A 20,880-nucleotide genomic window follows, 5' to 3' on the forward strand; every position below is an offset into this window, starting at 1 on the left:
TCATTATCGACTAAATCGAAGATTATTTCTTGAGTGAACCCACCATATCTTCAGGTCGCACCCATTCTTCGAATTGTTCTTCTGTCAAAAACCCGAGGTTAACCGCCTCTTCCTTGAGCGTTGTCCCATTTTCGTGAGCTGTTTTAGCGATTTTCGCAGCTTTCTCATAACCAATTTTGGTATTGAGGGCCGTGACGAGCATCAATGAATTATTGAGGTGCTCGTTGATTCGGGATTCATTAGGTTCAATTCCAACAGCGCAGTTGTCGTTAAACGATACGCAGGCATCTCCAATCAGTTGAGCACTTTGTAAGACATTGTAAGCCATCACTGGCTTGAAAACATTTAGTTCGTAATGTCCCTGCGTGCCTCCAACAGTAACAGCAACGTCATTTCCCATTACCTGTGCGCAAACCATTGTAAGTGCCTCAGGCTGTGTTGGGTTAACTTTGCCCGGCATAATCGATGAACCGGGCTCGTTTGCTGGGATTGTGATTTCGCCAATTCCAGCTCTTGGCCCTGACGCGAGCAATCGAATATCATTGGCTATTTTGTTGAGCGAAACAGCGAGTTGCTTAAGCGCTCCGTGCGTTTCAACCAAAGCATCGTGCGCTGCTAAGGCTTCAAATTTATTTTCAGCTGAGCGAAATGGGAGGCCTGTGAAATCTGCGATTTTTTTAGCGACCAATTCGGCATAGCCCTCAGGAGTATTGATTCCGGTTCCTACAGCAGTTCCACCCAAAGCGAGTTCTGACAGGTGATCTAAGCTATTGTTCAGAGCCTTTAGTCCGTGATCGAGTTGTGATACGTAGCCGGAAAATTCTTGACCGAGCGTCAAAGGTGTTGCATCCATTAGGTGGGTACGCCCAATTTTCACGACTTTCATCAACTCGTCAGACTTCTTCTTGAGCGTATCGCGCAATTTTTCAACACCCGGAATCGTAACTTCTACAATTTTCTTGTAAGCCGCGATGTGCATTCCGGTTGGAAAAGTGTCATTAGAACTTTGAGACTTATTGACATCATCATTGGGATGAATAAACCGCTCTCCTTCTCCCAGCTTGTTTCCCTGTAAAACATGAGCGCGGTTAGCCACCACTTCATTTACGTTCATGTTCGATTGTGTCCCGCTGCCAGTTTGCCATACAACAAGTGGAAACTGATCATCGAGATCACCTTTTAGGATTTCATCACATACTTTACTGATGAGTTCCTTTTTATCGTCTTCGAGAGCTCCTAACTCAGCATTAGTGTGAGCCGCAGCCTTTTTGAGGTAAGCAAAACCGTGAACGATTTCAATTGGCATGCTTCCCGGTTCACCAATTTTAAAGTTGTTTCGGGAGCGTTCAGTTTGTGCACCCCAGTACTTATCAGCAGGAACCTTCACATCTCCGATTGTATCTTTTTCAATTCTATATTCCATTGAACAATTATTTTTGAGTTTTCAGAATACGAAATAAAACTTTTCTATTCTGAATCGCCATTTCATTTGCGCTATTTTCTACATTTGTGGTCGAAAACATTGAATAGATTATGAAGTTTCTAGGATTTTTAGTTTTTGTCGTTATCGCGAGCGCAGCTTTCTTCGTACCTCTTGCAGTTGGAACAACCCTTCCTTTAGCAGCTAAACCTGAAAAGGAAGAAGAGGAGAAAAAAGAAGAAGAAAAGACTGAAGCTTAAAATAGCTCATTTACATTTTCTGGCGGTCTCCCGATGACTGCTCTATTACCCTTCACGACAACAGGTCGCTGGATGAGCTTTGGATTTTGGTGCATTACTTCAATCCACTCTTCGTCATTCAGGTTTAGTTTTTTGTACTCTTCTTTGAACTTCTTTTCCTCTTTTCTCACTAAATCAAATGGTTTAACATTTAATTTAGCGAGAATTTTTTTGAGTTCTTCTTTGGTCGGAACCTCTTTTAAATATTGTACAACATCAAAGCTGACACCCTTATCTTCCAACATTTGAAGCGCTTCCCTGCTTTTTTTGCATCTCGGATTGTGATAGATTGTATATTCACTCATATTTTTATTTTTGGTTTAACTCAACAATCAGATTCTATTGACAACAAATATTTTCAATAGAATAGAATGAAAAAATAGTAATTCTTAGTATTTTGCAGTTTTAAGATAGCAACGATAAGCATTATTTTGCGTCCAAAGTAATGAGTTGATACACGATGATTATGAAACGATTATTACTTGCACCTTTTATAACCCTTTTTATTTTACTGGTCAACAACCCCGTAGAGGCTACTCACGTATCTGGCGGTAATATAGAATATCAATGTATAGGTCCAAATCAATTTCAAATTACACTTCGTTTATTTGAAGACTGCTCTGGTTCTGCTACCTTAGGGAATAATGAAGATATTGATATCACATCTAATTGCGGTTTCAATCAAACTTTAACATTAAACCGAATAGGCCCAGCAAGCGAGATTTCTCAATTGTGTGCAACAGCTCTACCCAATAGCTCTTGTTCTGGTGGTGGTCTTCCAGGGATGTTAGAATACATCTATCAAGCAACTATTACTCTTCCTGCGGGATGTGACAGTTTACAACTTGCATATTCTGTAGCTGACAGGAATTCTTCAAATAACATATCTAATTCACTTAATGAAGAATTCTCAGTTGTCGCAACACTCGACAATAGCATCCCTTGTCCTAATAGTTCTCCAACATTCTCATATAGCGGAATTCCATATGTATGCGTTGGTCAAAATGTAGAATTCAATCCCGGTGTAGTTGAGACAGACGGTGACTCATTAGTTTACAACCTAGTAACCCCATTAGGCAATAACTTAAACCCTATTACTTACAACGCAGGTTTTTCTTCAACACAGCCTTTTGGAGCTGCATCTCCTGTTAACTTTAACAGCACAAACGGTCAGTTATCATTCATTCCTGATGCAAGCATGGCTAATGCTCCAGGGAATTGGGTTGTTGCTATTGAAGTCTGTGAATATCGTGGAGACTCACTTATAGGCTGTGTAACTCGAGACTTTCAGTTTGTAGTACAAAACTGTAACAATGCCATACCATATATGATTGATCCGGGATTCATGAATGTAGGTAGTCAAACAACTATATTAGATTCCAACTCATTGGAGGTTTGTGCTGGTGACTCTTTTAGTTTTCAACTTATGTTTACTGATTCTCTTTTAGGTGGTCAACCAACAGGAGATTCTGTTATTTCATTCACAAATGTTGATGCCGTATTCCCTAATTCTAATGTCAATGTCATAAATGATGATACAAGCATTATCACTGTAAATGGTAATATACCAACGACTCAAGCAGGGATGAAAAGTTTTACAGTTCAGTTAGAGGATGACGCCTGTCCTGTTCCTGCTCTTTCTATTTTACAGTTTGATTTAACTGTCCTGCCTAAAACAACTATTACAAGTACAAGTGACCCGGATACACTCTGTTCCCAAAATGACACTACTTTTATTGAAGTAGTAGGTGGCAATCAGTTTAATTGGAATGTTCTTTCAGGAGAAGCTATTAATCCGGGAGTCAACTTTAGTGATACTGCTGCTGTCACAGGGAATGATTTTTGGGCAAAGCCTAGTCAAACCACTACGTACGAGGTGGTTTCTGACAATTTTAATGGTTGTGGTAATCGAGACACTCTTACTGTTGTTGTATCAGATCTAATAACACTTAGCCCTATACTTAGTGATACAGTTATTTGCTACAATGACTCTGTTGAATTAGGAGCCTTTTCAAGCTCTTTTAATAGTTATGCCTGGAATACAGGCGCAAGTACTCCAACAATTTTTGGTTATGGTGGAAACAATTACCAGGTAACTATTTCTGATAGCTTAGGATGTACAGCTGCAGATATCGCTAATATTACAAACTATACACAATTAGCATTTGGACTACCTGTAGACGATACAATTTGTGTGGCTGAAGATAGTGTTGAAATCGGGCCGGGAAACATATTCGATAGTTATTCATGGAATACGAGTTCTAGTGATAGCTCTATATTAGTTTATGCGCCTGGAGATTATTCAATTACGGCTATTGACAGCAATTCCTGTACTTATTCAGATACTTTTAGCTTAGCTCACAACCCTGATATCCTATTTAGTTTACCTAATGATACATTCATCTGTTACTATGACACGATTGTGATTGACGCTTCAACACCCGGTTTCGATACTTATAATTGGAACTTATTACCTGATACAGGCTCAAGTATCAATTATGGTCCCGGTGAATACTCTTTGGTTGCAATTGATACTAATGGTTGCCAAAAGAGTGATTCTATATTAGTATCGAGTTCAGGTATTGTAGATATTGTTCCAAATACTGAGGTTATTTGCCCAGAAGACTCTGTCGAAATAATTGGTGACTCGGTTTTAACAGCATACAGTTGGAGCACTAATGAAATTACTCAAAGTATTTTCGCTGATACTGCAGGTGTTTACACTGTTACTGGAACTGACACTCTAGGGTGCCAGTACAGTGATAGTACTGAAGTTCAATATTTCAATGTAACTCAAGTAGATCTTGGACCAGATGACACCTTATGTCTTGGAGCAACATCTGTTCTTGATGCTGGTGCTGGCTTCAATTCTTATACATGGGATGATGCTTCAACTAACCAAGTTAGAACGGTTAGCCAGTCTGACGATTATGCTGTTACAACTACTGATCAAAATGGTTGCTTATCATCTGATACTGTAAATATTTATTTTGATCCAGGCGAACAATTTGATTTAGGCAATGATACTGCGATTTGTCTAATAGACAGCATACAGCTTTCTGCACCAGCCAATCAGTCAGCATACTCCTGGAGTACGGGTGATACTACTGCTAATATTTTTGCACAAGCAGGCACCTTCTCTGTTACTGTAACAAATACAAGAGGTTGCACATCATCTGATACAATCAACATTACTTTCAGAACCCCACCAACCGTTTCAATTGGTTCTGACCAATACTACTGTGAGAATACAACATTCTCTCAGCCAGTTGATCCTGGTTTTGGCTACAGTAGTTACTTATGGTACGATGGCTCAACTAATCAAGTTAACAATATTAATGAACAAGATGATACGGTTTGGGTTGAAGTTACTGATGGTTTTGGCTGTATAGGATCTGATACACTACAGGTCATTGAAGATCCAATTCCTTCATTATCTCTTGGAGGTGGTGACTCAATTTGTGCTGGACAGTCTAAGGCATTGAATGCTGGTACGGCTGGTGGAAGTATTGTCAGCTATCAATGGAGTTTCAATAATCAGAGCACACAATCTATTAATATTTCTTCAAGCTCAACTATTAACAACACTTCAAGTACTGATTATTCTGTCACAGTTACAGACACAAATGGTTGTGTAAACAGTGATACTTTTACGCTGGTTGTTTCTCCTCTGCCAGAACCTAATCTGGGAAATGATACTGCTTACTGTTTTGGTGATAATTTCCAGACCAACCTCGACCCTGGTCAGTTTACATCATATTCATGGAACACTGGAGCAACATCACAAAACATTACAGTTGGTGCTGCTGACAGTACATATTCTGTAACTGTAACTGATATTAACGGATGTACAAACGATGACAATATAAGAGTCACAGAAAACCCTTTACCACAACCTAACTTAGGGCCTGATACATCAATTTGCTCTGGTGTTACTTTCAATATTGTTTTATCCCCAGGTGGATTTGAGGACTATAATTGGTCAACTGGTTCAGGAAATTCATCGATTTTAGTGACTCAGGGCGGAAGTTATAGTGTCACTGTTACTGATATTAATGGTTGTGTAAACGATGACACTAAGGACATTAACATCCTGCAATCTCCTCAAATCAATTTAGGTGGTGATAGAGTTCTTTGTGAAGATAGCAACTTTGCGATCACTTTAGATGCGACTCCTACCTTAATTGGTCCTGCGTATGGCTACAACTGGAACACATCAGAGACAACTGACACAATTGAAGTAAATGATTTTGGTTCTTACTCGGTTACTGTTTCAAACCCGAATAATGGCTGTATAGATTCTGCAAGTGTTGATTTCACTCCTTTTGGAACTGTGGAACCTAATCTTGGTGAAGACGGCTTTATTTGCGAAGGAGAGGCTGTAGTTCTAAACCCTAATGTTCAATCAGAAGGGTATAGTTATACGTGGAGTACAGGTGCCAACACCAGAATGATAACCGTAACGAATGAAGGTTCATACTGGGTTGAACTAAATGCAATAAATGGTACTTGTGAAGGGATACGTGACACAATTCTACTAGACAGAGCTCTTCAACCTGTTGTTGAGTTAGGCGACCAAATACGTGCTTGTGAGGGTCAGGTTGTAGAATTACTCAATCAACAAACCGGATTCCCCAATACTGAATATTATTGGCAAGATACTATTAATTCAAAAGCTATATCTGTAACAAGCAGCGGTACATACAGAGTTAAAGCTGTTAATCAGTGTGGTACTATTACAGATGAAATATCAGTTATTTTCGACAACTGCTACCAGGTATTTGTCCCAGATGCCTTCACTCCAAATGGCGATGGTGTTAATGATGAGTTTATGGCGAAAACTGGTCAAGACTTGATTGAATACTCAATGGTTATTTACAACCGTTGGGGTGAAGTAGTCTTTAAAACAAATGACATTAGAGTAGGATGGGATGGAACAATGAATGGAAATCCTCTACCTCAAGACTCTTACGTTTGGAGAATATCATACATATCTGCACTGGATGAAACTCAAACGAGAAAAGAAAAACAAGGAAAAGTCATTATGATAAAATAGTGATAGTTATTTCAGTAGTAAAAGTAGAGAGCTCAGTCAATAATTGATTGGGCTCTTTTTTTCAATAATAATGGTAGTCACAAGCAGCATCTAGATTAAAACATGAACCTACCTCTCATTTTGCAGAAGTTAAGCACATAACTGTGAAATATAGACCAAAGCTCTCCATTAATACTATTAAGATCATGACTAATTAAATAGATAATGTTTAAGCAGTTTAGTTTCGAGGGTCTAGGTTAAGGCTGAGGAGAAAGAGAAGCTACTTTTTCATCTATTTGAATCTGCAAAATTTGCGACATCTGTGTTCAATCCAGAAATAGAAAGCTTGTACCTCTGATTATCTCTCTTTCTTTTAAGAATACTGCTCCCTTTCGATCAATGTATTTTGAAATTTAAGCCCGAGATCAAGTCTGAGATAAGGAATTATTAATGATGGCTTTAATTGATTGAAAGCTTGGGATTAAAGAAGTTTTTAAGTTAAAACCTAATAGCCACGAAACCAGAGAAAACGTTTCTTATCCATTAATGACGCTAATAATCGGTTATTTACCTAGGCTTTTTTATCTAAAACAATTAGTATATCTCATCTGATGATATCCTTCCTAACAATAAATAAATGAGAAGCATAAAAACTGAATAGCGATTAGAAGGCACTATTATTCAATAAAAAAAGCGCTGTAAAAGCGCTTTGAACTTAAAAAAATAGGTTTTCCGTGAGGGGAGTAATGCAATAATAAAAAAATTTACCGAAATAGCACAAGACAAGCGTTAATTTTTTTATCAATTTAAAAATATAGAGGCAGGATTTTCCTGCCTCTATTGAATTCATTAAAGAGTTTAAGCTCAATCAATTATTCAAGTCTTTTTGAATTTGTTCCTGAGCACTGCGCTGTATTGTCTTATCAGGTCCATATTTTTCATGTTGACTCTGTGACTTGTCTGCACCATAAGCATCAGGATGTAGATAAGACCCTCTGTGTTCTTCAGGTTTTTCCTGTACAGGTTTTATTCTGTTATTTTTAGCATAAGGATCATTTCTAATTCCAGTCACTTGCCAACTAACCTCAATGTTTGGTTGGTCTGTTTGAATAACAAACTTATTGTCATCGATTTTCTCTTTCACAATAGCTTGAGCAAAAGAACCGATCACCGTAAGCTGGTAACGGAAATCTTTGTTTGCTGACTCAAAATAATCAGGTAACTCAACAGTAGCATAACCATTAGCATCTGTTTCAATATTACCATTGTAAACATTCATCATCTCCGGACTCTCAACAAATGAGTGTACTAAATATTTATTTGTTGGATCCTCAGGATGATCTATTTTGAAAGTTCCGCCTCCCTTAGAGATATTACCTGTTACACTTAAATCTCCTGTTATTTCAACATCTCCAGCAAAATACCCAGCAAAACTAGTGCCTGTAGAGCCAGGAGCGTCAGCGAAAACGCCATAATTTGTACCAGTTGAATTATCTGCGATAACATACAAACCATAATTGTCCCCTGAACCAGCTTCATCACCAAAGCCATAAAAGGAGTAATTAGAACCAGCTCCTGTATTTCCATTAATTTGACCTCCTACTCCAACATTAAGTCCTGCTGTTCCATCAGCTTGACCAACAAGTCCAATATTCAGATTTGTAGCATTACCAGCTTTAGTAAATGTACCATAAGATGTTGTAGCTTGAACACCACCAAACCCTGATGTCACATAGATACCTGTATTATTAGTAGAATTATTAGCATCAAAAAAACCTCCAAAGTTACTATTTGCATTTCCATTTGAAATTGATTTAATACCAGAATAAGAGGAATTACTTCCAGACATATTTATATATAGTGCTGATTGTGAGTTTGCTGCACCACTTCCAGAAGAAGAAGTAGAAACAGTTGATATATTCATACTTCTATTTCTACTTGACACTATTGTATCTGAAATATCAAAAGCATATCCAGGTGAACTTGTATTAATCCCGACTCTATCAAATGTATACTTATCATCAGAACCATTCACCTCCCAAACAGGCTTATAGTTAAGGAGTGAAATATCAGTTGCAGATGCGTTATTTGTAATAGTCAATGTATCATTGGCTAATGATAAATCCTGAATTTCATTGGTTGAATCAGCATCAGCATCAGCGAGTGAGGATAAATCCACTGTATTCAAGTTCCCTGATTCTGTCAATTCTAGCGTATTACCATTTAACACAAAATTTGTTACAGATTCATTTGATGGATCGGCATCAGCATCATCTACAAGTGAACTCAAATCAACTGTTGTTAAATTACCAGATTCGGTAATCTCTAAATCAGTTGCGTTAAGAGTTGCATTGGTCAAAGACTCATTTGCCGGATCATTATCCGCATCATCTACATCATCGGTAACGGTACCACCACCATTGCTCAACGAGATTTGATTACCTGTTTTTGAAAGTGATTGAATTTCATTGGTTGGATCGTTATCATTGTCTGCAACATCAAACGAAATTGAGTTTCCATTTGCAATAGAAACAGTAAATACAGTACCCGTATTTGAAATACTAAGCGATTGTTGATCTGTGTTATCCAAATAAGGAGACAAATCAATTGCCGTTGCAGAGCTATTATCAGTAATCGTTAAAATATTCCCTGATAACTGTAAATCCTGAATTTCATTTGTTGAATCAGAATCATTATCCTGAAGGCCTGTTAAGTCGATAACATGATCGATTCCGGCTTCAGTAATTGTAATTGTATCATTTTGGTAGCTTACATTGTTGATAAGCTCATTACCGGGATTAGCATCATTATCGTTGATCAATGAGGATAGATCAACTGTTTGAACATTACCGGCTTCCTCAATTTCAAGCCCTGCTCCATTTAATTGAGCATTTGTAATAAGCTCATTTGTTGGGTCTGAATCTGCATCATCAGTGTTACCTGCATTTTCTGCGTACAAAGCATAAGGTACTGATAACATTTGAGAAGTTCCCATCACTTCGTAATTGTTCCCTCCAGCCGGATCTATTTCAACTTTCACATAATGAAGGTCAGATCCCCAGTCGATTGCTGCAAAAGTCCCGGTAACGGGTGTTCCGGTTCCTATTTCGAGATTGATCAAACCGTAATCATTGGAGGTTGCGCTATGTGTTTCAACATAAACTGCCGGACCAGTTGTACTGGTCTCCAAAACACTGATACGCATCGAAACATTCGTATTCGCGTAAACATCTCCATTAACATCGCGTGCAACAGCCTGATACTTTATCGCTTCAGGAGATTGGGCAAATGAAATTGAGGTAAATAAAACTAAGGTCAATGCAAGTAATAATCGTTTCATAATCATTGAATTTTTTGAAGACGATATGTCTTTTCGTAGTCGAGTTTGTTAGATTTTATTTTCAATATGTATTGTGCGTTAGCGAGATTTCCAAGATCTACTCTTTGGATCTGACTATTAATACTTCCTTCACGAACCAGCTTACCAGTGAAATCATACATCATGTACTGAGCTTCATCAGGAAGTGCTCCAGTGAACTCAATATTAAAATAGCCGAGAGCTGGATTTGGATAAATTTTTGTGTTGATGTTGCTAACCGGCTTTTCCTCTACAAATACAATTTGGAAGCCGCTTTGATGAAAACCCTGTGTGAGAGCAACCTCAACATTTGGACTTTCAAAAGTTTCAATAATAGGCTCGCCAATCGTCCAGGCAACTGATGTTGAAGTAGTACCTGTAGTATCATACCCCCCGGTAACACCAATTACCTCCTGAGATTGAAGGGAAAATGATAGCAAAATCGACAAAAGAAATGTCAAAGTATATTTCATAGTCACGTGCTGGTTAAATCAACAATATGTTGTTCAAAACAAAAATAGAGAAATAAATGTACAAAATTTTCAGGATAAAGAAATTCTTTTTGTCACCATACTACTAACCTCTCTAAATAAACTTTTAGGATTCTTCGTTCGCCATTCCAAATCACTAAGCCTTCCACCCATAATAAAATAGTAGTCAATACCGTACGCTTCAAACTCCTGCAGCAAGTGATCCCTGAAGTTTAATAGAGAAATCCAACCTTCCTCAACATCCTCAAACCACTCCTCATAGTAACAATCATCTGATGCGTGAAAATTGAGAATGTTTTCTCCAATTAATATGAACTTATTGATTCCTTTATCCAGCATGTGATCAATAATGTTCCGTTTGAGGTACATAACATCATTGTAAAGACAATCGTTCCACTCTCCTATCAATTCTATAATCGCAAACCCATCATCGTAATCAGCGAAGAGGATTTTCATAAAAAGTGTTGATGAGCCAATGTTATCCCATTGAGGATGAATTAAATAATCATAAACACTATCCTCAAATTCAAATTCATTGTACTCCCTCTCGAAGAAAGGAGAGTCACTGTCAGTTTCAGCGGTATAGTACTCACGCCATTGCCAATACGGTTCAATATCATGCATGATGCAAATTTACGATAGTCATTTGTGAAAGTTTGATTGTAAATTTGACGCTCATAAAATTTATAACAATGCGACTCATTACTCTTTTTACAGCCTTTATCATCAGTTCAACAGTAATCGCAAAAGAAGGAATGTGGATTCCTCTTTTACTCAAACAACTCAACGAAAGCGAAATGCAATCAATGGGTTACAAGTTAACGGCTGAGGACATTTACAGCGTTAACCAATCGAGCATGAAAGATGCTGTCGTAAAATTTGGCGGGGGCTGTACCGGTGAAATTATTTCTTCAAATGGCTTATTATTAACGAACCATCACTGCGGTTACGGTCAGATCCAAAGCCACTCTACCGTAGAGAACGATTACCTCACCGATGGTTTTTGGGCACAATCACAGAAAGAGGAACTACCAAACCCCGGACTCACCGCTACTTTTATCGTTCGCATTGAGGATGTCTCAAGTAAAGTGCTCGCCAATATTGCACCATCTCTTACCGAAGCTAAACGCGACTCAATTATAAAAGATCGCATTTCGGATCTGAACAAAAAGGCAACTGAAGACACGCATTATGATGCTTACATAAAACCATTTTACCACGGCAATCAATACTTCATGTTCATCACAGAAACTTTTAAAGACATAAGACTCGTTGGTGCTCCTCCTTCATCAATTGGTAAATTCGGCTTCGACTCTGACAACTGGATGTGGCCCAGACACACCGGAGACTTTTCGATGTTTCGCATCTATGCTGATGAAAACAACAAACCGGCCGAGTACAGCGAAGACAATGTCCCCTACCAACCCAAGCATCACTTCCCCATTTCACTCAACGGTTATGAGAAAAATGATTTCTCGATGGTATTTGGGTTTCCTGCAAGCACTGACGAATACCTCCCCGCTACAGCGGTTGAATACACGATCAATAAACTCAACCCTGCCAGAATTGAAATGCGCGATGCATCTCTCGAAATAATTGGCAATGCAATGGCGAGTGACAAAAAGATCAACATCCAGTATGCTGCCAAACAATCGAGTATTAGCAATGCGTGGAAAAAATGGAAAGGCCAAACGAACGGACTCAAAAACGTCAATGCTGTCGATAAAAAGAAAAATCTGGAAAAGCAGTTTGTTACTCGTGCTAAAGAAACAGGAAAACAAGACTGGGCTAATATCCCAACAGTTTATGACAGTCTATACAAGGTTTACAAACCTTACAATTTCGCCAGAGCTATGCTCATCGAAATTTACTACTATGGCCCTGAGGTGTTGCGTTTTTCGAATGGATTTCAGGCTCTGACCGAAGAGAACCTTTCAGACTCTGCGCTCACATCCTTAAAGGAAAAGATGCTCAAACGCACTAAAAGTTTCTTCAAAGACTACCATCAACCTACCGATCAAAAAATCATGGCGAAACTCATGCCGATGTACCTCAATAATCTTGAAAAATCGGTTAGACCAACTGACGTTGTTGAGTATTTTGACACAAAAAAACCGGCTGAAAAGCTCTACAAAAATTCGATGTTTGACGATGAAGAAAAACTCACAGAGTTCATCGAAAACTATACACCAAAACAGCGCAAAAAGATACTGAAAGATGATGCTTTCAAAATCGCTCAATCGTTACTCGATTCATACTCCAAGAATGTGCGTCCGCCATATTCTGAGGTGAATAAAGCAATCGACTCTACGAACAGAGTTTACATGAAAGCGCTTCAAACGCTACTTCCAAACTACAAGAAGTACTATCCCGATGCCAACTTCACACTCCGCCTGTCGTATGGAAAAATCAATGGTTACGAACCTAAAGACGGCATCAACTACAATTACTACACAACTACTGATGGCATCATTGAAAAGATGGATACCACATCGAGAGAATACGATGTTCCCTCAAAGCTCCACAGCTTAATCACGAATAAAGACTTTGGCCAATACGCTGATGAAAACGGAGAATTACGCGTATGTTTTATCGGTCAGAACCACACTTCTGGCGGAAACTCAGGTAGCCCGGCAATAAATGGTGAAGGCCAGCTAATAGGACTCAACTTTGACAGAACCTGGGAAAGTACCATGAGCGATATTATGTACGATCCAAAAATTTGCCGAAACATCATGGTCGATATTCGCTACGTGCTTTTTGTAGTTGACAAGTATGCCGGTGCAAACAGATTAATCGATGAAATGGAGCTCGTAAAAAACTAAGCGAGCTCCTCTATTTTGAATTCATTTCCGTTAAAGCTGAATGAATCACCTTTTTTCTTGCCTTCCATAGCTCCATATATTGGGGCTGTGGGAGCAATCATAAAAAACAATTCACCATCTACTTTAATCTTATTCAGCGGGCGTTTAGTGATGAAGAAGTTTCCTTTGTTCGTTTTCACTAAAGCGAGCGGCTCAATAACTTCGTGTGGCTTTTCAAACTTATATTGTTCGTATACCTTGATATCTTCTTTCACCTGATCAGCTTCCTGCATTTTGAGCGCAGCGGTTTCTTTGGACATATCTTCCATTCCACTGTCTCCGCTACCGAAAGAACCCTGCATGATGGATTCATCATCAATTGCACCGGAGTGCATCTTCATTTCTGCAGTTTGAACGAGCCCTTCATGTAACTCATTGAGTTCCTTTATAGCTTCTTTAACTAATTTTCCTTTTGTTTCCAGTAAATCCATTTATTTCAATTTGCTTCTTAAAATACAAACTTTATAAAAAAAGGCAACGATAAAAACCATTGCCTTTCCTAAACCACTGAATTTTAAAGATGTTTTCATTTTTTAACACCTTCAGCCTCAAAAGTCTTCTTCCCTTTATCCAGCCAATTGATGTATTTCTCAATATCAGGATCATAAGCTGCCGACTCAATCAACTGATTGCCTTCATGATCTATCACAACATAGTATGGTTGAGAGTTTGTGCCAAACCTTGAGGCCTGGAAATCGCTCCACTTATTCCCCACAGTTCGTACTTTTTTACCAGTCGTTTCTGAAGTGTAACGCTCTTCCTCAGGAAGTTCTTTACGCTCATCAACGTAGAGCGAAATCAAGACAAAATCATTTCTCAAGCGGTCGAGCACTCTTGGATCTGACCAAACCTGCTCTTCCATTTTCCTGCAATTCACACATGCCCAACCTGTAAAATCAAGCATAACCGGCTTTCCTACTTCCTGTGCATACTCCATTCCGGTTTCATAGTCGTGGAAGCAATTGAGGTTGTGAGGGCAATGCTCTGGATCAGCACCTTCTGGAATAGCGCCATTATCAGAAACGGATTGCATTACTGTACTCTCCTTACCAACTCCCTCAGGCGATTCACTGTAGAATTGCGGTGGCGGAAATCCACTGATGAGTTTCAATGGCGCTCCCCACATACCGGGAATTAAGTAAATCGTAAACATTAAAAACAGCGTTCCAAGTAAGGTTCTTCCAACTGATAATTTTTCAATTGGTGAATCATGTGGTAATCTGATAAAACCGAGCAAATAGAGAGTGAGCATCGTTGAAACACCAATCCAAATTGCGATAAAAACTTCTCTTGTTATGATACCTAATTGTAAAACGAGATCTGCATTTGATAAAAACTTAAAGGCTAAACCTAATTCCAAAAAGCCGAGAACAACTTTCACAGAGTTCAACCACCCACCAGATTTTGGCATGGAGTTTAACCAGCCCGGAAATGCAGCAAACAAGGCAAATGGTAGAGCAAGCGCAAGTGAAAAGCCAAACATTCCAACTAGCGGGCCACTAACACCACCATAAACAGCTGCGTCAACTAACAGAGTCCCAATAATTGGTCCTGTACAGGAAAAACTAACCAATGAAAGTGTCAGTGCCATGAAAAATATACCCAACAATCCACCACGATCTGAAGCTTGATCAGCTTTATTTACCCAGGATGATGGAAGCGTAATTTCAAATGCTCCAAGGAACGAAACAGCGAATATTATGAGAAGCAAAAAGAAAATCAGGTTGAACCACTCATTGGTTGACATAGCATTGAGAGCATCAGCCCCAAATATCCAGGTAATTAAAAAACCAAGAATTGTGTAAACGGCAATAATGAATAATGCATAGATAATAGCATTCGTAATCCCTTTTGCTCTTGTTTTACTCTGCTTGGTGAAAAAGCTTACTGTCATGGGAATCATTGGAAAAACGCATGGCGTTAACAGAGCTGCAAATCCCCCCAGGAAACTCAAAAAGAAAATACCCCATAACGAGCCATCTTTTTCTTTCTCTCCTCTTTTATCTTTTTCCTCAGAACCGGAAGAAGTTTCCGCTTTACCAGATTCCTCAACCTCAGCAGTTGCTTCGAGTGTAAACTTATTCACGATTCCTTCAGGTGGTAAACATCGTTTATCATCGCAAGTCATGAAGTAAACCTCGGCTCTAACATCAGCTTTTTCCTTCAATAATTTCACTCGCTGCTTGATTGTTGCTTCCTTCTTGAAAAAGGAAAGATCCATCATGAAGTTAGGATCATACTCGTTGACTTTTTCACCAATTTGCTGTGGCTCACCAATCAGCTCAACAGCATTGGAATCGAGAATAGTGAATTCTGTAGCTACCGGGCCATCACCTTCAGGCAAGTCCATCGTGTAAAGGTGCCAGTTCTCTTTGATTTTAGCATGAGCGATCAACTCAAACTCATTATCACCCAGCGATTTCATTTCCCATTCCCAGGTAATGGGTTTTAAAATTCCGTCATCATTACTGTCAGATCCTTCGTCATCCGTTTCTTTTTCAGGCTGTTTTTGCTTCGCCTGGTTAGCTGCTTTGCTCGCGGGCGAATCGCCTTTCTTCAAATCAAAGTCAAATGAAACGAGCTCTGGAGGCAAACACCGAGCTTCATCACAAACCATGAACTCCAATTCTCCTTTGATGTTTGCTGTCTTTTCTTTCAGTTTAACACGGTGTTTAAAAACTGCTTTTTCTTCAAAATAAGTCAACTCCATCATGAAGACAGGATCGTCTTTGACAATCTTGTTCGATGGCTCAACCAGGTCTCCCACGAGTTCATATCCACTGCTTTCTTCAAACATAAAAGTTGTTGGTATTGGACCACCTTCAGGAATATCATTCCCGTAAAGATGCCACCCCTCATCGATGGTTGACTCGAAATAGAGATCGAACTCGCCATTACCAACCGGCTCTGACCGAAAAGACCACTCTACAGGATCCATAATTTGAGCCTGAGTAATACTCGCAGAGATTGCAAATAAAAGCACTAAAACGCGCTGAACCACACTAGCTGACAGTTTATTAAGCATATCAATTTCAATTTGAAAACTTCAAATGTAACGAATTCACTATATCAATTTGTCAGCTTAACTGCATTTTAACTGAAAGCCCCTAATCCAGTATCTCCTGATTGCGCTCAAGGCCAAATTGGCGCTGGATAAAATACACTGCTGCATAGAGTAATGGCGTATCGAGTGCAGCCATAATGACTTTGAAAAACCAGCCATCGAGAATCAGCAAAAAGATATTGTCAAAAGACTTTACACCCACAAAAAGCACAAGGACAACAAGTGTTGTATCAGTGAGTTGAGAAACTATCGTGGAGCCGTTGTTCCGCAACCACAAAAAACGACCGTTTGTGAGTTTTTTCCAAAAGTGATAAATGCGAACATCGACAAATTGTGCTGCTAAATAGGCAATCATTGACGAGAGGATGACTCTCCAACTATTTGAAAATACTGTTGCGTATTGTTCATCATTTACAGGAGAACCAGCAATTGAGGGGAACTGATTCCCCAACCACAAAATGCCCAAAACAAAAATTGAGGCGAAAAAGCCTGAAAATACAACAGCTTGTGTTTTCTTTTTCCCGTAGATCTCGCTGAGAATATCAGTGATGAGAAAAGTTGCAGGATACGGCAAAACTCCGGCTGATATTTTGAAGACATTAAAGCCCAAATCTACCGTGACAAACTTATTGGCGATAAGGTTGGTTGTAACGAGAGCCGCTACAAACAGAGCCGCCAAAATCAGAAAAAAGAAATCTGCCTGTCGTTTTTTACCGGGTTTCATAATTGCCAAAGTACTAGTTTAAGAGCAACTAACTAATCAACTCCATCAGGAAAACCTTTTGCGTTTCCTCGTTTACTTTCACTTTATCAGAGATGCGAATTCCAACAACCCACACAATTTCATCTCCGCTAACCACAACAGATACATGTTGCTTTTGGTTGAGCGGAATTTTTTCATCGACCAGTAAATCAGATACTTTTTTGTTTCCCTTCATCCCAAGTGGAACAAATGAATCGCCCTTCTGCCACGTTCTCACGGTAAGCGGAAAGCTCAGCTTTTCGAAGTCGAGGCAAGCTACATCGACACTTTTATCCATTGTGAATTCATCCATGGTCAGAACCTTTGTGCGGAGTGGAACCGGGCGCGATATTTCCATATCAGCAGGCTCAAGGTGGTTCTGAACGTGACCTTCTTTCTCTCTGGGTTGAATGAAAATCTTTTCTCTATCTATCGTGAGCACATAAGCACTGCTGAAAAACTGCTTGCCGGGCTGCTGATTGAGTAGCTCAAAAATTTGATTCGTTTGATCGCGATGAAAAGCATACCGATGCAAAATTCTAAAGAGGATAAACCGGCCATCAGGATCATTCACGATAAACGCTTTGTCTAGCGCCACACCGTCTTTTTGCTGTTCGATAATTTGCTCATAGATATCGGCCATTCGGTTCTGAATGAACTCCTCAGCCTGCTTAAAGTGAATCACATTCTCGCGAAAAGTGTTTTCCAATGACGGGTTAGCTCTTTTTAGTACCGGAACAACATTGTGCCTGATGTCATTTCGCAGGTACTTTGTGCTCTGGTTTGAAGAATCTTCACGCCAGTTAATTTCTTCCTGCCTGGCAAACGTCTCAATTTGATCGCGATAGGCAAACAGCAAGGGCCTCACTACTTTCCCATTCCTGGGTTTTATTCCGGTCAGACCCTTAATCCCCGTTCCGCGAGTGAAGTTGATGAGCATCGTTTCCAAATCATCGTTCAAATTCGTGGCAACAGCAATAAAGTCGAATTGCTCTTTCGACCTGATTTCTTCAAACCATTCGTAACGCAAATCACGAGCCGCCATTTGGATGGAAACTCCGTTTTCTTCAGCATACTTTTTCGTTTCAAAGTATTTCCTGAAATGTAAAACTCCGTAATTATCAGCTAAGGACTGAACAAAAATATCATCAGCATCGCTTTCGCCTCCTCGTAACCCAAAATTACAGTGTGCTATAGCAAATGAAATATTGGATCTGTGCAGCAACTCGCACAGCGTAACACTATCAATTCCGCCACTCACACCAACCAACAGTTTATTGTTGCGAGTGAATAATTTTTCTTCATTGATATATTCTAAAAACGCTTCAGCGAGTAGTTTTTCAGCCATTTTTCAGTGCTTTAATCATTCCCTGAGCCTTGAGCAGACTCTCCTCGTATTCTTTTTCAGGATCACAGAGTGATGTTATGGCACCACCTACAGCAAAGGAAACAGTTTTTTCGGGGGCGTTGTACAAAATAGACCTGATTACCACATTAAAATCTGCATTTCCCTGTGGATCAAAATAACCAACACTCCCTGAATACAAACCTCGTTTAAACGACTCGTGTTCTTCGATCAACTGCATAGCTTTCACTTTTGGAGCTCCCGTCATGCTGCCCATCGGGAAGGCTAACTTGAGTGCATCGACAAAATCAACATTATCGCGCAACTCACTTTTCACCGTTGAAATAAGTTGATGAACTGTTTCAAAAGAATAAACTCCAAAAAGCTCATCCACTCGTACAGAGCCTTTTTCTGCAGTCCGCGACAAATCGTTCCGTACGAGATCTACGATCATCACATTTTCAGATTGCTCCTTGGGATCTGATCGCAATACCTCTTTTATTTTTTCATCTTCATCACGGTCAGAGCCACGTTTAGCTGTCCCCTTGATCGGTTGCGAGATGAGTGTGCTTTTTCGCTTTGCGATGAACCGCTCCGGACTGGCACATATAAGGTGTTGTCCACTAACTCCATAAAGTGCCGCAAATGGAGTTGGTGAGATTTTTTGCAGTCTCTGGAAAGTTGAAGATAGCTCAATTTCAGTATTTTGAGAAACGAAACTCTGGCAAAAGTTAGCTTCGTAAATATCCCCAATTTGAATATGATGTTTGAGTCTCATCACCCTTTTTATGTACTGCGCATGTGTAATTTGTGGCTCAAAATCAACATCGGGAAATATCTTTGGCATGACATCTACGGATTCGATATCTCTCAATAGCTGATCGAGCTCTGACAAATGCTCTTCAAAAACCTCAGCTCGCCAGTGCCCTTCTTCGCAAATGAAAAGCCATTTGGGTCTGAAAAAAAACAATTCAGGAAATCCCGAAGAAGGAGGATTATCTGACGATAGCTTTTCTACTTCGTTTTTGAGGTCATAGCTGAAGTGACCAAAAAGCCAATCTGAATGTTTATTTCGATACTCTTTAAGAGCCGCAAAAGCATCACTTTTTGGCTGGATGAAGTCTATCGATTCAAAAGCGATAATGTGACCAAACCGCGTTTCATCAGGATAAGTGTACGCTGCCTGACTATTTGAATCCAGGCAGCAATAATGCTCATGACCGGCAGCAAATTTTTGGAGTTTTAAAGCAAAATCCTGCCGCTCATCAATATCAACTTGACTTCTTTTCAAAAACCTCGTATTTTTAAAGGACAAATTTATGTTTTATGATGAAGCAGTTATTCTTATTGATCAGTTTGGTTGTTTTAGGATTTGGAAAACTCGGTGCTCAAAATTGTAATACGTTTTTCATGTATTATCCATACATGTACAGCTCTTCAACTGAAGAGCAGAAAATATCGGGTTGGTATAATGGCCAACTCGTTGTTGAAAATGGAGATGAACTCAATGGTTTTGTTCTCATCAGTGAAAATGATGTACAATACACGCAGTCTTTTCCGCCAAAAGAGACAGAAACATATTCGGTAGATTCAATAAAATCCGTTACCGTTAAAGGGTGTCTGAATATTATCAACGGCCTGGATCAAACGACTTTCCGGGTTTTTGACGGAGATTTTTACCGGTTACTCAATGACGGAGAAATCGAGATTTACGATACGGACCTAAACTGCCTAAACCTCAAACCCGATGATTACGGCTCTATTTACGTGAAATCAAAAAGTGCTGATGAACTGGATAATGCTTCTAAGTTTTTTGACATAGGATACAGACGTCACATCAACCGTATTTTGACAAAATATTTTGAGGTTCCTTTTGATCCCAAACAGTTTGAGGATGGTGACGCAGCGTTTAAAAAATTGATCAAACTGAATACCGGTGAAGTGTCTGCTTTGCGATAATTACTTCAAAACAGTTATACTACCCCTTTTTTGTTGATTTCCTACTGTTGCTGTGAAGTAGTAAGTTCCCGGTGGGACTTCTTCTCCTGAAAAGCTTTTTCCATCCCAGCGGATTTCATTTGCTGTTCCTTCAAAAATGAGATTTCCCCAGCGGTTGAAAATTTGCACTTCTGCGCAGTAGGCCAGGTCACTGTTGCCCTTTAACTCAAAGTAATCGTTGATGCCGTCTCCATTTGGTGTTATGACTGTTGGAAACTCGAGCGTCAAGAGTTCTGAAAGGGAAGTGTCACCAATAGTGATGTT

Annotated in this window: 15 protein-coding genes and 1 pseudogene; 4 read left to right on the forward strand and 12 right to left on the reverse strand. The window is 39.4% G+C overall.

Annotation, left to right across the window (positions count from 1 at the left end):
* Positions 1 to 22: 22 nt before the first annotated feature.
* Positions 23 to 1,423, reverse strand: coding sequence for a class II fumarate hydratase (gene fumC / locus RI557_RS03675; protein WP_310667114.1), 1,401 nt, complete (start codon positions 1,421 to 1,423; stop codon positions 23 to 25).
* A gap of 110 nt (positions 1,424 to 1,533) precedes the next feature.
* Between fumC and RI557_RS03680 the strand changes: the two genes are divergently transcribed.
* Entirely contained in the window at positions 1,534 to 1,680 is a 147-nt protein-coding gene (locus RI557_RS03680; protein ID WP_310667113.1) for a hypothetical protein, read from the forward strand.
* On the opposite strand, the gene arsC is transcribed toward RI557_RS03680, so the two are convergent.
* Positions 1,677 to 2,024 carry an arsenate reductase (glutaredoxin) gene (gene arsC, locus RI557_RS03685; RefSeq protein WP_310667111.1) on the reverse strand — a complete coding sequence of 116 codons (348 nt, stop codon included), beginning with the start codon at positions 2,022 to 2,024 and terminating at the stop codon, positions 1,677 to 1,679. The two genes, RI557_RS03680 and arsC, sit on opposite strands and share 4 nt — an antisense overlap.
* 161 nt (positions 2,025 to 2,185) lie before the next feature.
* Between arsC and RI557_RS03690 the strand changes: the two genes are divergently transcribed.
* Positions 2,186 to 6,775 carry a gliding motility-associated C-terminal domain-containing protein gene (locus tag RI557_RS03690; RefSeq protein WP_310682188.1) on the forward strand — a complete coding sequence of 1,530 codons (4,590 nt, stop codon included), beginning with the start codon at positions 2,186 to 2,188 and terminating at the stop codon, positions 6,773 to 6,775.
* Between the two features lie 847 nt (positions 6,776 to 7,622).
* Here the strand turns inward: RI557_RS03690 and RI557_RS03695 are convergent.
* The 3 genes from RI557_RS03695 to RI557_RS03705 all read right to left on the reverse strand — a co-directional run bounded on the left by RI557_RS03695 (position 7,623) and on the right by RI557_RS03705 (position 11,227).
* Positions 7,623 to 10,094, reverse strand: coding sequence for a hypothetical protein (locus RI557_RS03695; RefSeq protein ID WP_310682190.1), 2,472 nt, complete (start codon positions 10,092 to 10,094; stop codon positions 7,623 to 7,625).
* 2 nt (positions 10,095 to 10,096) lie between these two features.
* Positions 10,097 to 10,585, reverse strand: coding sequence for a T9SS type A sorting domain-containing protein (locus tag RI557_RS03700; RefSeq protein WP_310667107.1), 489 nt, complete (start codon positions 10,583 to 10,585; stop codon positions 10,097 to 10,099).
* A gap of 69 nt (positions 10,586 to 10,654) precedes the next feature.
* The gene (locus RI557_RS03705) at positions 10,655 to 11,227 is read right to left on the reverse strand and encodes a hypothetical protein (protein WP_310667106.1); all 573 of its coding nucleotides are present in this window, start codon (positions 11,225 to 11,227) and stop codon (positions 10,655 to 10,657) included.
* A 68-nt stretch (positions 11,228 to 11,295) separates the two neighbouring features.
* On the opposite strand from RI557_RS03705, the gene RI557_RS03710 reads away from it, so the two are divergent.
* Positions 11,296 to 13,428, forward strand: coding sequence for a S46 family peptidase (locus RI557_RS03710; protein WP_310667104.1), 2,133 nt, complete (start codon positions 11,296 to 11,298; stop codon positions 13,426 to 13,428).
* Here the strand turns inward: RI557_RS03710 and RI557_RS03715 are convergent.
* The 6 genes and pseudogenes from RI557_RS03715 to RI557_RS03735 all read right to left on the reverse strand — a co-directional run bounded on the left by RI557_RS03715 (position 13,425) and on the right by RI557_RS03735 (position 19,909).
* On the reverse strand, positions 13,425 to 13,898 hold the full coding sequence (locus RI557_RS03715) for a hypothetical protein (RefSeq protein ID WP_310682194.1): 474 nt from the start codon (positions 13,896 to 13,898) through the stop codon (positions 13,425 to 13,427). The genes RI557_RS03710 and RI557_RS03715 overlap by 4 nt on opposite strands.
* Positions 13,899 to 13,993: 95 nt before the next feature.
* A complete protein-coding gene (locus tag RI557_RS03720) occupies positions 13,994 to 15,922 on the reverse strand; it encodes a cytochrome c biogenesis protein CcdA (protein ID WP_409079668.1) in 1,929 nt (642 codons plus the stop codon).
* 129 nt (positions 15,923 to 16,051) lie between these two features.
* Positions 16,052 to 16,492 (reverse strand): annotated as a pseudogene (locus RI557_RS11735) (protein-disulfide reductase DsbD domain-containing protein); the annotation flags it as partial.
* Between the two features lie 82 nt (positions 16,493 to 16,574).
* Complete coding sequence (locus RI557_RS03725) at positions 16,575 to 17,255, reverse strand: queuosine precursor transporter (protein ID WP_310682209.1); 681 nt, start codon at positions 17,253 to 17,255, stop codon at positions 16,575 to 16,577.
* Positions 17,256 to 17,283: 28 nt separating this feature from the next.
* On the reverse strand, positions 17,284 to 18,621 hold the full coding sequence (gene tilS, locus RI557_RS03730; protein ID WP_310667101.1) for a tRNA lysidine(34) synthetase TilS: 1,338 nt from the start codon (positions 18,619 to 18,621) through the stop codon (positions 17,284 to 17,286).
* Positions 18,614 to 19,909, reverse strand: coding sequence for an anthranilate synthase component I family protein (locus RI557_RS03735; RefSeq protein ID WP_310667099.1), 1,296 nt, complete (start codon positions 19,907 to 19,909; stop codon positions 18,614 to 18,616). Before RI557_RS03735 ends, tilS begins: the two co-directional genes overlap by 8 nt.
* 35 nt (positions 19,910 to 19,944) lie before the next feature.
* Here RI557_RS03735 and RI557_RS03740 point away from each other — a divergent pair, with 35 nt between their 5' ends.
* Positions 19,945 to 20,577, forward strand: a complete 633-nt coding sequence (locus RI557_RS03740; protein WP_310682205.1) for a hypothetical protein — start codon at positions 19,945 to 19,947, stop codon at positions 20,575 to 20,577.
* Here the strand turns inward: RI557_RS03740 and RI557_RS03745 are convergent.
* Positions 20,578 to 20,880, reverse strand: a 303-nt coding sequence (locus tag RI557_RS03745) for a gliding motility-associated C-terminal domain-containing protein (protein WP_310682207.1), incomplete at its 5' end; no start/stop codon positions are given. It abuts the gene before it with no gap.

The sequence above is a fragment of the Salibacter sp. genome (assembly GCF_031581065.1).
GTDB lineage: Bacteria > Bacteroidota > Bacteroidia > Flavobacteriales_G > Salibacteraceae > Salibacter.